At 68.5% G+C, this 14,207-nt stretch carries 14 protein-coding genes and 1 pseudogene; 13 read left to right on the top strand and 2 right to left on the bottom strand.

Annotation, left to right across the window (positions count from 1 at the left end):
* Positions 1-46: 46 nt before the first annotated feature.
* From ACO073_RS09020 to ACO073_RS09055, 8 genes and pseudogenes are all read left to right on the top strand, one after another.
* Entirely contained in the window at positions 47-1,066 is a 1,020-nt protein-coding gene (locus ACO073_RS09020; RefSeq protein WP_421996861.1) for a polyprenyl synthetase family protein, read from the top strand.
* An 8-nt stretch (positions 1,067-1,074) separates the two neighbouring features.
* Positions 1,075-2,559, top strand: a complete 1,485-nt coding sequence (glpK, locus tag ACO073_RS09025) for a glycerol kinase GlpK (protein ID WP_421996863.1) — start codon at positions 1,075-1,077, stop codon at positions 2,557-2,559.
* Positions 2,560-2,671: 112 nt separating this feature from the next.
* On the top strand, positions 2,672-3,418 hold the full coding sequence (pyrF, locus tag ACO073_RS09030; RefSeq protein ID WP_421996864.1) for an orotidine-5'-phosphate decarboxylase: 747 nt from the start codon (positions 2,672-2,674) through the stop codon (positions 3,416-3,418).
* Positions 3,419-3,422: 4 nt separating this feature from the next.
* Entirely contained in the window at positions 3,423-4,073 is a 651-nt protein-coding gene (locus ACO073_RS09035) for a phosphoribosylanthranilate isomerase (RefSeq protein ID WP_421996865.1), read from the top strand.
* Positions 4,070-4,525, top strand: a pseudogene (locus tag ACO073_RS09040) (RidA family protein); the annotation flags it as partial. The gene ACO073_RS09035 and the pseudogene ACO073_RS09040, both read left to right, overlap by 4 nt.
* Before the next feature lie 155 nt (positions 4,526-4,680).
* The gene (gene trpB / locus ACO073_RS09045; protein WP_421996866.1) at positions 4,681-5,898 is read left to right on the top strand and encodes a tryptophan synthase subunit beta; all 1,218 of its coding nucleotides are present in this window, start codon (positions 4,681-4,683) and stop codon (positions 5,896-5,898) included.
* Positions 5,895-6,728 (top strand): tryptophan synthase subunit alpha, encoded by an 834-nt coding sequence (gene trpA / locus ACO073_RS09050; protein ID WP_421996867.1) that lies wholly within the window; start codon positions 5,895-5,897, stop codon positions 6,726-6,728. Before trpB ends, trpA begins: the two co-directional genes overlap by 4 nt.
* Before the next feature lie 132 nt (positions 6,729-6,860).
* Positions 6,861-7,244: a hypothetical protein gene (locus ACO073_RS09055; protein ID WP_421996868.1), complete on the top strand. Its 384-nt coding sequence runs from the start codon at positions 6,861-6,863 to the stop codon at positions 7,242-7,244.
* A gap of 38 nt (positions 7,245-7,282) precedes the next feature.
* Here ACO073_RS09055 and ACO073_RS09060 read toward each other — a convergent pair whose 3' ends face one another.
* Positions 7,283-8,086: an IclR family transcriptional regulator gene (locus ACO073_RS09060; protein ID WP_421996870.1), complete on the bottom strand. Its 804-nt coding sequence runs from the start codon at positions 8,084-8,086 to the stop codon at positions 7,283-7,285.
* A gap of 344 nt (positions 8,087-8,430) precedes the next feature.
* On the opposite strand from ACO073_RS09060, the gene dctP reads away from it, so the two are divergent.
* The 3 genes from dctP to ACO073_RS09075 all read left to right on the top strand — a co-directional run bounded on the left by dctP (position 8,431) and on the right by ACO073_RS09075 (position 11,300).
* Positions 8,431-9,435 carry a TRAP transporter substrate-binding protein DctP gene (dctP, locus tag ACO073_RS09065; RefSeq protein WP_421996871.1) on the top strand — a complete coding sequence of 335 codons (1,005 nt, stop codon included), beginning with the start codon at positions 8,431-8,433 and terminating at the stop codon, positions 9,433-9,435.
* A gap of 63 nt (positions 9,436-9,498) precedes the next feature.
* Entirely contained in the window at positions 9,499-10,011 is a 513-nt protein-coding gene (locus ACO073_RS09070) for a TRAP transporter small permease subunit (protein ID WP_421996872.1), read from the top strand.
* A complete protein-coding gene (locus ACO073_RS09075; protein ID WP_421996874.1) occupies positions 10,011-11,300 on the top strand; it encodes a TRAP transporter large permease in 1,290 nt (429 codons plus the stop codon). The genes ACO073_RS09070 and ACO073_RS09075 overlap by 1 nt, the downstream gene beginning before the upstream one ends.
* Before the next feature lie 15 nt (positions 11,301-11,315).
* On the opposite strand, the gene ACO073_RS09080 is transcribed toward ACO073_RS09075, so the two are convergent.
* Positions 11,316-11,975, bottom strand: coding sequence for an MBL fold metallo-hydrolase (locus ACO073_RS09080; RefSeq protein ID WP_421996875.1), 660 nt, complete (start codon positions 11,973-11,975; stop codon positions 11,316-11,318).
* A gap of 59 nt (positions 11,976-12,034) precedes the next feature.
* Here ACO073_RS09080 and ACO073_RS09085 point away from each other — a divergent pair, with 59 nt between their 5' ends.
* Together ACO073_RS09085 and accD are read left to right on the top strand one after the other, a co-directional pair.
* A complete protein-coding gene (locus tag ACO073_RS09085) occupies positions 12,035-13,258 on the top strand; it encodes a D-alanyl-D-alanine carboxypeptidase family protein (RefSeq protein WP_421996877.1) in 1,224 nt (407 codons plus the stop codon).
* A 55-nt stretch (positions 13,259-13,313) separates the two neighbouring features.
* Positions 13,314-14,204 (top strand): acetyl-CoA carboxylase, carboxyltransferase subunit beta, encoded by an 891-nt coding sequence (gene accD / locus ACO073_RS09090; protein ID WP_421996878.1) that lies wholly within the window; start codon positions 13,314-13,316, stop codon positions 14,202-14,204.
* Positions 14,205-14,207: the final 3 nt, after the last annotated feature.

The following is a 14,207-nucleotide window of genomic DNA, read 5'->3' on the forward strand; positions in this document are numbered from 1 at the left end:
ACATCGTGTCGCAACAATCAGGCTTCCGCGCAGACTAGTCTCCGGCATGGCAAAGGTCGTTTCCCTCGAGGGCAAGCGCAAGGCGCCGAGCCTTGAGCCACTGCTGTCGCTCTGCGCCGACGACATGGCACAGGTCGACCGCGAGATCGTGGCGCGCATGCGCTCGCCAGTCGCCCTGATCCCCGAGTTGGCCAATCACCTGGTGGGCGCGGGCGGCAAGCGCATGCGGCCGCTGCTGACCGTCGCGTCGGCCCGGCTGTGCGGCTATCCCGGCAGCGACGATCGCCACATCAAGCTCGCGACCTGTGTCGAGTTCATCCATTCGGCGACGCTGCTGCACGACGACGTCGTCGACGTGAGCGCGCTGCGGCGCGGCAAGCCGTCGGCCAACGCGCTGTGGGGCGACAAGGCCTCGGTGCTGGTCGGCGACTTCCTGTTCACGCGTTCGTTCGAGCTGATGGTCGACGTCGGCTCGCTCGACATCCTGGGCGTGCTGTCGCGCGCCTCCTCGACCATCGCCGAGGGCGAGGTGCTGCAGCTGGTGAGCCAGCGCGACACCAGCACGCCCGAGGCGACCTATCTCGAGGTGATCAAGGCCAAGACCGCCAAACTGTTCGCCGCCGCGGCCGAGGTCGGCGCGATGGTTGCCGGCCGCCACGGCGCCGAGCGCATCGCGCTCGAGAGCTTCGGCATGAATCTCGGCATCGCCTTCCAGCTCGTCGACGACGCGCTCGACTATGACGGGCGCGAGGCCCAGCTCGGCAAGACGATCGGCGACGATTTCCGCGAGGGCAAGATTACCCTGCCGGTGATCCTGGCCTTCCTGCGCGGCCGCGCCGTCGAGCGCGAGTTCTGGAAGCGCGCCATCGAGACGCTGGACCAGCGCGACGGCGATCTCGCGCACGCGCGGATGCTGCTCGACCGTCACGGCGCGATCGCCGATACGCTCGAGCGCGCCCGGCACTACGGCGCCATGGCGCGCGACGCGCTCGGCCTCTTTCCCGACTCGGCGCTGAAAGCCGCGCTGCTGGAAGCCGTCGACTTCGCCATCGTGCGCGCCAACTAGGCGTCGCGATGGCCGCCCGGCACGTCCTTGCGATCGACCAGGGAACCACCAGCACCCGCGCGATCGTGTTCGACGCCGACGGGCGGCCGGTGGCCTCGGCCCAGAAAGAGCTGCCGCAGATCTTCCCGCGGCCGGGCTGGGTCGAGCACGACCCCGACGAGATCTGGTCGGCGACCGTGGAGGTCTGCCGCGGCGCGCTGACGAAGGCGAAGCTGGAGGCGAGCGCGCTGGCCGGGATCGGCATCACCAACCAGCGCGAAACGACGGTCGTCTGGGACCGCAGCACCGGCAAGCCGATCCACAACGCCATCGTCTGGCAGGACCGCCGCACCGCCGATCGCTGCGAGGCGCTGAAGCGCGCCGGCCACGAGGCGGAGGTGACGGAGAGGACGGGCCTGATCCTCGACCCCTATTTCGCGGGCACCAAGATTGCCTGGATCCTCGACACCGTGGCGGGCGCCCGGGAGGCCGCGGAGAAGGGCACGCTGGCCTGCGGCACGATCGAATGCTTCCTGCTGTGGAGGCTGACCGGGGGCAAGGTGCATGCCAGCGACGCGACCAACGCCAGCCGCAGCCTGCTGCTCGACATCCACAAGGGCGACTGGGATGCCGACCTTCAGAAGCTGATCGGCGTGCCCGCCGCGCTGCTGCCGAAAGTGGTCGACTGCTCGGGCGAGCTCGGCGTCGCCACGGCCGACATTCTCGGCGCGCCGGTCCCGGTCCTGGGCATGGCGGGCGATCAGCAGGCGGCCACGGTCGGGCAGGCCTGCATCGTGCCCGGCATGGTCAAGGCGACCTACGGCACCGGATGCTTCGCGCTGCTCAACACCGGCAGCATCGCCATGCGCTCGCACAACCGCCTGCTCACCACCGTCGCCTACCAGCTCGGCGGCCGGCGCACCTATGCGCTGGAGGGCAGCATCTTCGTCGCCGGCGCCGCCGTGCAATGGCTGCGCGACGGGCTGCGGCTGATCGAGACGTCGGCCGACATCGAGCAGGTCGCGAGCGGCGCGCGGCCGGACAACAGCGTCTACATGGTTCCGGCCTTCGTCGGCCTGGGCGCGCCCTACTGGGACGCCGGCGCCCGCGGCGCCCTGCTCGGCCTGACGCGCGACACCGGCCCGGCCGAGATCGCCGCCGCGACCCTCGATTCGGTCTGCTACCAGACGCGCGACCTGATCGACGCCATGCGCGGCGACGGCGCGCAGATCGACGAGCTCAGGGTCGATGGCGGCATGGTGGTCAACGATCCGCTGATGCAGCGCCTCGCCGACACGGTGGCCGTTCCCGTCGAGCGGCCGGTGGTGACCGAGACGACGGCGCTGGGCGCCGCCTTCCTGGCCGGCCTGGCCGCCGGCCTCTGGCCCTCGCTCGACGCGCTGTCCAAGACCTGGGCGCTCGACCGCGCCTTCAAGCCCGCCGAGGACGCCGCCTCGCGCGATCGCCGCTACGCCGGCTGGCAGGACGCGGTGCGCCGGGTGCGGAGTTCCTGATCCGGACGTCCGTCGTCCCGAGCGCGGCGCGGGACCTTTGCGAGGCTCGGGGTCACGGGGAACTCGCCAGGCGCTTGCCCGGCGGAACCTCGGACCTTAGGTTGCGCCCGCCATGGCCGACCGCTCCAATCCCGTCTACTGCGCCGTCGACACCGTCGACCTTCCTCTCGCCGCCCGGCTGATCAGGTCGGTGACCGGCGGGACCTGCCCGGCGGTGGGCGGCATCAAGCTCGGCCTCGAATTCTTCCTGGCCCATGGCGCGCCAGGCGTGCGCTACGCCTTCCCGGCGCCGGTACGCGCCACCGGGATCGGCTTCTTCCTCGACCTCAAGCTGCACGACATCCCCAACACGGTGGCCGGCGGCATCCGCGCCGTCGTCGAGCTGGAGCCGACCTTCATCACCATCCACACGGCGGGCGGCCCGGCGATGATGCGGGCGGCGGCGGAGACCGCGGCGGCGGAGGCGAGCCGTCTCGGCGTCGCCCGGCCGCGCCTGCTCGGGGTCACGGTGCTGACGTCGCTCGACCGCGCCGACCTCGAGGCGACCGGCGTTGCTGCCGATCCTTCCGGGCAGGTGCTGCGTCTGGCCGCGCTCGCCCGGCGCAGTGGCCTCGACGGCGTTATCTGCTCGCCACTCGAGATCGCTGCCCTGCGCGCCGAATGCGGCCCCGACTTCGTGCTGATGGTGCCGGGCATCCGCCCGGCCGGCTCGGCGACCGGCGACCAGAAGCGGGTCATGACTCCGGGCGAGGCGGTGCGGCTCGGCGCCCATCATCTCGTGATCGGCCGGCCGATCACCGAGGCATCCGATCCCGCCGCGGCCGCCCAGGCGATCGCCCGCGAGCTCGGCGCCGGGTGACGCCATGGTCGAGGCCAAGATCTGCGGCCTGTCGACGCCCGAAACCATCGATGCGGCGGTCATGGGCGGCGCCCGCTTCGTCGGCTTCGTCACCTATCCTCGCTCGCCGCGCCATGTCGCCTCCAACGACCTGCTGACAGCGCTGGGCGCGCGCGTGCCCGAGGGCGTGATCCGCACCGGCCTGTTCGTCGATCCCGACGATGCCCTGCTCGACGAGCGCCTCGCCACCGGCGCCATCGACCTCCTGCAGCTCCACGGCGCGGAGACGCCGGAGCGCGTCGCGTCGGTCAGGGCGCGGACGGGCAAGCCGGTGATGAAGGTCATCAAGGTCGGCCAGGCGTCCGACGTCGAGCGCGGCATCGCGGCCTACGGGACAGTCGCCGACCGGCTGATGTTCGATGCCGCCGAGGGGACCCTGCCGGGCGGCAATGCGACGGTCTTCGACTGGTCGTTCCTGTCGGGCCGGCGCGTGCCGCTGCCCTGGATGCTGGCCGGCGGGTTGACTCCGGACAATGTCGCCGAGGCGGTGCGGGTCACCGGCGCGCCGATCGTCGACGTTTCCTCTGGCGTGGAATCCAGCCGCGGTGTCAAATCCATCGAGCGGATTCGCGCCTTCCTCGACCGCGTGAAGGCGCTCCAGGGGAGCCCGGCATGAAGACAGAACGGCGACTGAAGGAGCTCGGCATCGAGCTCACCAAGCCCACCTCGCCGATGGCGAACTACGTCAACGCGGTACGCACCGGCAACCTCCTGTACCTCGCCGGCAAGGGACCGGGCCTGCCGGGCCATCCGCTGCCGGTCGGCAAGGTCGGCCGCGAGTTCACGCGCGAGCAGGGCTACGAGTACGCGCGCCAGACCGGGCTCAGCCTGATCGCCGTCATGAAGGCCGAGCTGGGCGACCTCGACCGGGTGAAGCGGATCGTGAAGATCCTGGGCATGGTCAACGCCACCCCCGACTTCGGCGAGCATCCCGAGGTGATCAACGGCTGCTCGGACCTCTTCGTCACCGTGTTCGGCGACCGCGGCCGCCATGCGCGGTCGGCGGTCGGCATGGGCTCCCTGCCGCGCGGCATCCCGGTCGAGATCGAGGTGATCGTCGAGGTCAATTCCGCGCCGGTGCGCGCCACTACCGCCGCCCGGACCCGCAAGTCGACCCAGAAGGCCAAGCGGAAGTCGGCCAAGACCAAGCGCCGGTAAATCTGCGGGCGGCTTTTGACCGTATCCTGTCGGGCTGCTAAGTCCGCGGTCCGACAGGGAAAGCCATGCCGACCTCACCCAACAGTTTTCGCACCGGTCCCGACGAGCGCGGGCATTTCGGCATCTTCGGCGGCCGCTACGTCGCCGAGACCCTGATGCCGCTCATCCTCGAGCTGGAGCAGGCCTACAATACGGCCAAGGCCGATCCGCAGTTCCAGGGCGAGCTCACGTCGCTGCTGAAGCACTATGCCGGGCGGCCGAGCCCCCTCTACTTCGCCGACCGCCTGACGAAGAAGCTGGGCGGCGCGAAGATCTATCTCAAGCGCGACGAGCTCAACCACACCGGCAGCCACAAGATCAACAACGTGCTGGGCCAGGTGCTGCTGGCCAAGCGCATGGGCAAGACCCGCGTGATCGCCGAGACCGGCGCCGGCCAGCACGGCGTTGCCACGGCGACGGCCTGCGCGCTGTTCGACATTCCCTGCGTGGTGTTCATGGGCTCGGTCGACGTCGACCGCCAGGCACCCAACGTGTTCCGCATGAAGATGCTGGGCGCGGAGGTGCGGCCGGTGACGTCGGGCGCCTCGACTCTCAAGGACGCCATGAACGAGGCGCTGCGCGACTGGGTGGCGACCTGCGAGACGACCTTCTACTGCATCGGCACGGTGGCGGGCCCGCATCCGTATCCCGCGATGGTCCGCGACTTCCAGTGCGTGATCGGCGACGAGGTGCGCAGCCAGATGATGGAAGCCGAAGGCCGCCTCCCGGACACGCTGGTCGCCTGCATCGGCGGCGGCTCGAACGCCATGGGCCTGTTCCATCCCTTCCTCGACGACAAGAGCGTGCGCATCGTCGGCGTCGAGGCGGCCGGACGGGGCGTCGAGACCGGCGAGCATGCGGCATCGATCGCCGGCGGCCGGCCGGGCGTGCTGCACGGCAACCGCACCTACCTGCTGCAGGACAAGGAAGGCCAGATCACCGAGGCGCATTCGATCTCGGCCGGCCTCGACTATCCGGGCATCGGCCCCGAGCATTCCTGGCTCAAGGACCAGGGTCGCGTCGAATATGTCTCGGCGACCGACGACGAGGCACTCGACGCCTTCCATCTCCTGTGCCGGCTCGAGGGCATCATTCCCGCGCTCGAATCCTCGCATGCGCTGGCCTACGTGAAGAAGCTCGCGCCGACCCTGCCGAAGGACAACCTGCTGGTCGCCAATCTCTCCGGCCGCGGCGACAAGGACGTGCCGCAGGTGGCGGCGCGCATGGGGATCGATATCCGATGAGCCGCATCACCCAGCGTTTCGACAAGCTCAAGGCCGACAAGCGCGCCGGCCTCGTCGCCTACATCTCGGCCGGCGATCCCAACGCCGAGATCGGCTACGAGATCCTGAAGGGCCTGCCGGCGGCCGGCGCCGACCTGATCGAGCTCGGCATGCCGTTCACCGACCCGATGGCCGACGGCCCGTCGATCCAGGCGGCCGGCCAGCGCGCGCTCAAGGCGGGCATGACGGTCGAGAAGACCTTCGACATGGTGCGCCGCTTCCGCAAGGAGACCGGCGACGACGCCACGCCGATCCTGCTGATGGGCTACTACAATCTCGTCTACCAGCGCGGCGTCGAGCGGTTCTGCAAGGAGGCCGCCGCCGCGGGCGTCGACGGGTTCATCCTGGTCGACCTGCCGCCCGAGGAAGCCGACGAATTGAAGCCGCATGCCGAGGCGAACGGTCTCGACACGGTGCTGCTGACGGCGCCCACCACCGACGACAAGCGGCTGCCCGCGGTGCTGAAATATTCCGCGGGCTTCGTCTACTTCGTGTCGGTGCTGGGGATCACCGGAGCCAAGTCGGCGACCGAGGAAGCGGTGGCGTCCCATGTCGGACGCATCAAGCGCCACACAAATCTACCGGTCGGTGTCGGCTTCGGCATCAAGACGCCGGAGCAGGCCGCGGCCGTGGCCCGCCACGCCGACGCGGCCGTCGTCGGCACCGCCATCGTCGACCGCGTCAAGGCGGGGCTCGACGAGGCCGGCAAGCCCAAGCCCGATCTGCTGCCCGGCGTGTTCGCCTACATCAAGGCCCTGGCCGAGGGCGTGCGCGGCGTGCGCAAGGGCTGAATCTGCGGGCAACCTGCGGTTGGCCGCGCGCTGTGACCAATTGCTGCGCGCACGCCCGAGTTCATCGTCAGGTCATGTTGGTGGTCCCATATCCCGGTCGACCCCGATCCCGGTCGATCCGAGGAGACCGACATGCCGCCCTATCCGACCGATGCCAAGGCCAAGCTCTGCCGCCGGTTCCTCGCCGCCCTGGAGGCGCTCGACGCGGCCGGCCGCGAGCCCGACCGCTGGGAGGAGGAGTGCCTCGCCTATGCGCTGGGGGCGATGGCCTGCGGCATGTACCTGGTCGCCGAGGTCGAGCTCGAGGCGTTCCAACGGGCGCCTTCGGAACGCTCGCCGGACGAAGTCGCCGCCCTCATCGCCAAGCCGCGCCGCTTCACCAAGGACATGTTGCGGGCGGGCCTCGAGTATACGCAGGCGCGCTTCGGCAAAGCCGGCAGCGCTTCCCCCGACATTCCCGCGGCCCTCACCGCCGCTTCCGTCGATCTGCAGTCCTCGCTGCCCGTGACGGCCTGACGCCCCTCGGACGGCGCGCTTCGACCTGCCGCTTCCGCCTACAGTCGCCGCAGTGCGTGACGCATGAGCCGGATGATGCGCTTCTCATTGCGCGCGATCCGGTCGACCCAGCCAGCGACGCCGAGCGCGTAGACCTGATCTTGCGGCTCCGGGCCCGTCGGCGGGAAGCGCATGGCGATGTGACCGCCACCCGGGGTCACGAGGTTCCTCGAGAAGAAGTATCCCTGCCGTCGCATCCGGTCGACGTTCTCCAGGACGCGCCGCAATTCGATCCGGTCGCGGCCCGAACGGTGCTCGGCATTGGTCCGTCGTACCAGGGCTGCAATCTCGCGTTCGTCCGCTTCGCTCAGAAGCGCAAATCCGGATGCGGACCATACGAGCAGGCGCCGCGTGCCTGTCGGCACATGGATGCGCAGGGCGTTCGTCGCCTGCACCACGCGGATGTACTGGGCGTAGATGCCGTTTCGCGCGGCGATCGAGATGGTTTCGCCTGTCCCGGCGCTGAGCTCCTGCAGCATGCGGGCGAACGAGCCGTCTTCGGCCGAGGCGCGTGTCGTCCACGAACCGAGCATGCCGACCCGCAGCGTCGGCTTGAACGTCCGCTGCGTCCGGTCATGCGAAAGATAGCCGAGCTGAACCAGGCTGTGCAGCAGCACCGAGGTGGATGAAGGCGGCAGGCCGAGGCGCCGGCTGATCTCGGTCAGTCGCGCCTCGCGCTGGACGTCGTCGAAGAATTCGAGAATGCGCAGCGCCCGCGCTGCCGACTTCACGACCGCATCCTCGCGCGCCGCAGCGTCGACGATCAGCAGAGCCCCTCGTGAATTTCGCGGCTTCGCCGGCATGAGGAAAGGCTACCAGAACGGGGCAGCGGCTTCACATACGTGAATTGTTCGCGCGCGGGATGGAATCCGCTGCGGCCGGCCCTACGATTGTCGTCCCAAGGAGAGAAGGAAAGGCAAACGACCTTTCCCTCATGTTGAGGAGACGCCATGCGAGAGGTCCGGTTCGACCCGCTTCGTGTGCAGTTCGATCTGCGGCCCGCAGGAAAGCCTGGGGTGCCTTCTCGCAGCGGAAACGTGATGCCGGCGGTCCAGGAGGTTCACGGAAGATCTTCGATCCGGCGTTCGGCCGCCGGAGCGTGCGGGCTTTGGACGGCGAAAGAATAGACAATAGGAGGAGGAACGAGATGAAGATGATCGGCGGGCCGGCACGAGTCGGTGCCATGTCCCTCGCGACGATCCTGCTGGGCATGTTGGTGGCTGCGGCTCCGGCCGGCGCGACCAACTGGAAGACCTACAGCTACAATCCGACGGCGACGCATCCTGCCATTGTCGGCCTCGAGAAGATGGCCGAGCAGATCGACAAGGCGACGAACGGCAAGATCAAGATGAAGGTGAGTGTCGGCGGTTCGCTGCCGATCAGTGCCACCGACATAACGCAGGCCGTCGCCGACAATGTCGTGCAGGTTGGCGCCGACGGCTTTTTCCTGGGCAACATCCGGATCGGTGGCGTGCTGCGCCTGCCGTTGCTGCTGACCACCCGCGATCAGTATGAGAAGGCGGCCGAGATCATGGAGCCGTACCTGGAGAAGGCCCTCGCCAAGCAGGGCGTGACGCTGCTCGCGCAGTACCTCTATCCGCTTCAGGTCGCCTGGTCTTCGCGGGAGCTCAAATCCCTCGAGGACATCAAGGGGCAGAAGCTGCGCGTCACGTCGCCCGAACAGGGGGAGTTCGTGAAGCGGTTCGGCGGAATCCCCGTGACGATCGGCGCGCCGGAAGTCGCTTCGTCGCTGCAGCGCGGCGTCGTGAACGGCGTCTTCACCGCCAGTGCGGGCGGTGGCCGCATCTGGAAGGAGATGCTGAAGTACAACTACCGGCTCGGTCCGAACTGGTTCAACAGCCTGATCATCGTGAACACCAAGGCGTTCGACCGGCTGAGCGACAAGGAAAAGCAGGCGGTACGCAAGGCGGCCCAGGATGCCGCGGCGTGGATGACCGAGACGATGAAGGGCGAGGAAAGCCAGATCACGAAGGAGCTCGCCGCCGGCGGCATGGTCGTGACCGAACCGACCCAGGCCCAGATCGATGCCGGCGTCGCGAAGATGCGGGACTACTGGCCGCAATGGGCCAAGGAAGTCGGCCCCGAGGCGGAGGAGGCGCTGGCGAAGGTCCGCAAGGCCATTGGTCAGTAGCGTAATCTGTCTTGCCTCGCTGCGGTCCACGGGCTCGTGGGCCGCAGCGTCGCGGAGGCGGGGATGAACCGTTCCTTCCTGTCGTGGATCGTCGAGGCGAGCGCGCGCCTCGCCGAGCTGCTGATGCTGGCCATGATGGCCTTGATCACCGTCGAGATCGTCTGTCGCAGCTTCCTGGGATTTTCGCTCCTGCTGGTCGACGAAGTCGCGGGCTACGTGCTGGTGGCGATCCTGTTTCTCGGGGTCACCACGAGCTTCCGCAGCGGTAGCCTGTTGCGGGTGGAGTTCGTCATCAACAACCTGCCGGCGAGAGCGCAGCTCTGGCTCGATGCGGCCTTCGATCTGATCGGCTTCGCTTTCGTGGCGATCCTCGACTACGCGTTGATCAACTTCGTCAGGTCCACCTTCGAGCGCGACATGCACGCGCCGACCCTGCTGGGGACGCCGCTGTACATTCCGCAGGCGGTGATGCCCGTGGGTGCCACGCTCCTGGCCGTTGCCCTGCTGGCCTCGACGGTCGACAAGGCAAGGCGCGCCTGGACCGGGCGGATCCCGGACGAGAGCGGTGCGCGCTGATGGAATGGATCGTCGAATCGTCCTGGGTCGTCGTCCTGTTCGTCGGCCTGTTGCTCGGGGGCTTGTGGATTCCCTTCGCGATGGGGGCGGCGGCCAGTCTCCTTCTCTTCACGACGAACGGCTGGAGCGGCTTCAATGCCTACGGGCTCATAACCTGGGGCAGCGTCAACAGCTTCACCCTGACCGCAATCCCGATGTTCATCCTGATGGCCGAGGTGCTGGTCCAGAGTGGGGTCGGAGCCCGGGTCTATCGCGGCCTCGCCGTGTCGGTGCGCTACCTGCCGGGCGGCCTGCTGCAGACCAACATCCTGGGCTGCGCGCTGTTTTCCGCCATCAGCGGCTCGAGCGTCGCGACCGCGGCGGCAATCGGTACGGTGGCGTTGCCTGAACTGGAAGAGCGGAACTACGACCCCAAACTGTCGGCCGGCACGCTGGCCGCCGGCGGCACGCTCGGAATCCTCATCCCGCCCAGCATCGCCATGATCCTCTATGGATCCTTCACCGAGGTCTCGATCGCCAAGCTGTTCATGGCGGGCGTGTTGCCGGGGCTGCTCCTGGCGGCGCTGTTCATGGCCTATGTGGCCGTCCGAGCGTTGTTGCGTCCCGATCTGGCGCCGCGCAGGGCGATGGCGGCGCAGTCGATGCTGGCGACTGCGAGCCAGCTCCTGCCGTTCGTGGTGCTGATCGGCCTGGTGCTCGGCGGCATCTATTTCGGGGTGGTGACGCCGACCGAGGCGGGCGCCGTCGGGAGCGCGCTGTCGCTGCTGATCGCGGTGATCTGGGGTCGCTTCGGGTGGCGCGAGTTCCGGATCGCGATCCGCAACAGCACGAGGGTCAGCGCCGGCCTGCTGTTCATCGTGCTGGCCGCCTACCTGTTCGCCTATGCCGTCGAGGATGCCGGCATCGCTTCCTCGCTGACCGAGTGGTTCGTCGGCCTGAAGCTCGGGCGCATCGAGTTCATTGTCGTGATCTTCGCGATGTACCTGGTGCTCGGCTGCGTCATCGACAGCATCGGCATGATGGTCCTGACGGTGCCGCTGCTCTATCCCGTGCTTCTCGAATACGGAATCGATCCGATATGGTTCGGCGTGGTTCTGGTGGTGATGATCGAGCTTGGCCAGATCACGCCGCCGGTCGGCATCAACCTGTTCGTGATCCAGAGCATCTGGAACGGCCGCATCGGACAGGTGATCGTCGGCACCGCGCCGTTCGTGCTGATCATGATCGCCTTCGTCGCGCTGCTGACCGTCTGGCCGGAGCTCGCCCTCTATCTGCCGTCCCGGATGTAGTCCGGGCGGGAGCGCCTACGCCTCCTCGTCGTCGAACAGCAGGTCGGCGACGAAGGGGTTGGTCTTGCGCTCCCAGCCGAAGGTCGAGGTCTGGCCGTGGCCCGGCACGAAGGTGATATCGTCGCCGAGGGGCCACAGCCGCTGGCGGATCGAGCCCAGGAGCTGCTCGTGGTTGCCGCGGGGAAAGTCGGTGCGGCCGATCGAGCCGCGGAACAGCACGTCGCCGACGAAAGCCACCTTCGATGGCCTGTGCGCGAACACGACGTGGCCCGGCGTGTGGCCGGGGCAGTGCACGACGTCGAGGGTGAGCTTGCCCAGCGTGACGCTGTCTCCGTTCGCGAGCCAGCGGTCGGGTACGAATGGCTTGTAGCGCGGGAAATTGTACTTGGCGCCCGATTCGGGCAGGCCCTCGATCAGGAACAGGTCGTCCTCGTGCGGTCCCTCGATCTTCACGCCATAGTGGTCGGCCATCGTGCCGGCCGCCGAGGCGTGGTCGACATGGCCGTGGGTCAGCAGGACCTTGGTGATGGTGATGCCGTTCTGGGCGATTGCTTCCTGCAGCATGTCGAAATCCCCACCGGGATCGACGGCCGTTCCTTCCATGGTCTCGTCGCACCAGACGAGGGAGCAGTTCTGCTGGAACGGGGTGACGGGGGCGATCAGAACCTTGAGCATGAGTCCGATCTAATGCCTCCCGCCGCGGCGCGGAAGGGCGTATGCTGCCGGGCGGCGACATGACTGCGATGATTCGGCGTCTCCTGCTCGGCGTTCTCGCCCTCCTTGGCCTCGCGGCGCTGCCGGCGCATGCCCAGATCGCGGCGGTGACCTCGCCCTCCGGGCCGGTGCTGGCCGGGCCCTACGTGGTGGTCGATGCCGCGACCGGCGAGACCCTGCTGGAACGCAACGCCGGCTACTTCTGGCATCCGGCGTCGCTCACCAAGATGATGACCCTGTACATCGTCTTCGAGGAGCTGAAGTCCGGCCGGCTCACGCTCGCGTCGCCGTTCTCGCTGTCGGAGTCGGCGCGCGCCAAGCCGCCCTCCAAGCTCGGCCTCGGTCCCGGCCAGTCGATCACCGTCGAGCAGGGCATCCAGGCGCTGGTCGCGCGCTCGGCCAACGACGTCGCCGTGGGCTTCGCCGAGCTGATCGGCGGCTCGGAGGCGGCGTTCTCCGTGCGCATGACCGAGACGGCGGCCCGTATCGGCATGAACGGCACGCAGTTCCACAATGCCAGCGGCTGGCCCCATCCCGGCCAGATCACGACGGCGCGCGACATGGCGCTGCTGGCCATGGCGCTGATCAAGCAGTTCCCCGAGTATTACGGCTATTTCCATACGACGGAGTTCATGCTGGGCAAGGCGCGCATCGGCCCGGGCATCAAGTTCCTCGATCTCTATTCTCCCTACGCCGACGGGCTGAAGACCGGCTTCACCTGCGCCTCCGGCTTCAACATCGTGGGCAGCGCGGTGCGCGACGGGCGGCGGCTGATCGCCGTGGCGTTCGGCTTCCGCCGCGCCGACCTGCGCGACGAGTTCATCGTGCGTCTGCTCGACGAGGCCTATGCGCTCAAGACCGGCGGCAACCGGCCCAAGGTCTGGCAGATCCGCGACGGCCAGGGCGGGCCGGCGACGGTGATGGAGCAGAGCGAGTGCGGCACCATCCGCTACGACATGCCGGGCGACGCCGTCTGGCTGGGCACCTACGGTGACTGGCGCACCGCCCGGCACGCCTACGACGTCGGTCAGGCCGAGCTTGCCCGGCTGGGCATCACGCGCCTGGGCAAGGAATACATTCTGCCCGTCACGAGCAACAAGGTGACCCGGCAGGCGGCCATCATCGCCGATCTCGAGCCGGCGGCGGCCCAGAAGCTGTGCGCCGATTACCAGGCCCGCAAGCTGTTCTGCCAGATCCGCAAGCCGCAGGATTTCGCGCCGCCCTTCTCGGGATTCTGGCGCTGAGCGGTCGCCGGCCGGGTGCCTTGGCCGGGGCCGCCGTTCGTGCGATACCGCGACCATGAACTGGCTGACGAACTTCGTCCGACCCAAGCTCAAGGCCCTCATCTCGCGCAAGGAAACGCCGGAGAATCTCTGGCTGAAGTGCGTCAAGTGCGAGCAGATGCTGTTCGTGCGCGACTGGGAGGCCAATCAGGAAGTCTGCAGCCATTGCGGGCATCACATGCGGATCCGGCCGCTGAAGCGGCTGCCGTTCCTGTTCGACGAGGGCAAGTACGAGCTGCACCCGCTGCCGCGCGTGGTGCTCGATCCGCTGAAGTTCCGCGACACCAAGCGCTACGACGCCAAGATCAAGGAGGCCCAGGCCAAGGCCGAGGGCAGCACAGACGCGCTGGTGGTGGCGAGCGGCGCGGTGGGCGGGCGCGTCACCGTCACGGCCCTGCTCGACTTCGACTTCATGGGCGGCTCGATGGGAACCGCGGTCGGCGAGGGGCTGGTGATGGCGGCCGACCTCGCCATCGCGCGCCGCGCGCCGCTGATCGTCTTCTCCGCCTCGGGCGGCGCCCGCATGCAGGAGGGCATCCTGTCCCTGATGCAGCTCACGCGCACGACAATCGCCGTGCGCCGCGTCAAGCAGGCGGGGCTGCCCTACATCGTCGTGCTGACCGATCCGACCACGGGCGGCGTGTCGGCCTCGTTCGCCATGCTGGGCGACGTCCACATCGCCGAGCCCGGCGCGCTGATCGGCTTCGCCGGCCCGCGCGTCATCCAGGACACGATCCGCCAGGAGCTGCCCGAGGGCTTCCAGCGGTCCGAGTACCTGCTGGAGCACGGCATGGTCGACGCGGTCGTGCACCGCCACAAGCTGCGCGAGACCCTGATCCGCCTCGTCTCGCTGCTCATGGATCCGCTCGCCACCGAAGCGCGCAGCCCGGCGGTCGCGACGTCCTGAACC

The sequence above is a fragment of the Reyranella sp. genome, assembly GCF_965229815.1.
GTDB lineage: Bacteria > Pseudomonadota > Alphaproteobacteria > Reyranellales > Reyranellaceae > Reyranella.

Coding starts and splice junctions, on each gene's coding strand:
- trpB (WP_421996866.1), top strand. CDS start 4,681: ATGCCGACCTCACCCAACAGTTTTCGCACCGGTCCCGACGAGCGCGGG.
- ACO073_RS09035 (WP_421996865.1), top strand. CDS start 3,423: ATGGTCGAGGCCAAGATCTGCGGCCTGTCGACGCCCGAAACCATCGAT.
- ACO073_RS09060 (WP_421996870.1), bottom strand. CDS start 8,086: ATGCCGGCGAAGCCGCGAAATTCACGAGGGGCTCTGCTGATCGTCGAC.
- dctP (WP_421996871.1), top strand. CDS start 8,431: ATGAAGATGATCGGCGGGCCGGCACGAGTCGGTGCCATGTCCCTCGCG.
- trpA (WP_421996867.1), top strand. CDS start 5,895: ATGAGCCGCATCACCCAGCGTTTCGACAAGCTCAAGGCCGACAAGCGC.
- pyrF (WP_421996864.1), top strand. CDS start 2,672: ATGGCCGACCGCTCCAATCCCGTCTACTGCGCCGTCGACACCGTCGAC.
- ACO073_RS09075 (WP_421996874.1), top strand. CDS start 10,011: ATGGAATGGATCGTCGAATCGTCCTGGGTCGTCGTCCTGTTCGTCGGC.
- glpK (WP_421996863.1), top strand. CDS start 1,075: ATGGCCGCCCGGCACGTCCTTGCGATCGACCAGGGAACCACCAGCACC.
- ACO073_RS09020 (WP_421996861.1), top strand. CDS start 47: ATGGCAAAGGTCGTTTCCCTCGAGGGCAAGCGCAAGGCGCCGAGCCTT.
- ACO073_RS09085 (WP_421996877.1), top strand. CDS start 12,035: ATGACTGCGATGATTCGGCGTCTCCTGCTCGGCGTTCTCGCCCTCCTT.
- ACO073_RS09080 (WP_421996875.1), bottom strand. CDS start 11,975: ATGCTCAAGGTTCTGATCGCCCCCGTCACCCCGTTCCAGCAGAACTGC.
- accD (WP_421996878.1), top strand. CDS start 13,314: ATGAACTGGCTGACGAACTTCGTCCGACCCAAGCTCAAGGCCCTCATC.
- ACO073_RS09070 (WP_421996872.1), top strand. CDS start 9,499: ATGAACCGTTCCTTCCTGTCGTGGATCGTCGAGGCGAGCGCGCGCCTC.
- ACO073_RS09055 (WP_421996868.1), top strand. CDS start 6,861: ATGCCGCCCTATCCGACCGATGCCAAGGCCAAGCTCTGCCGCCGGTTC.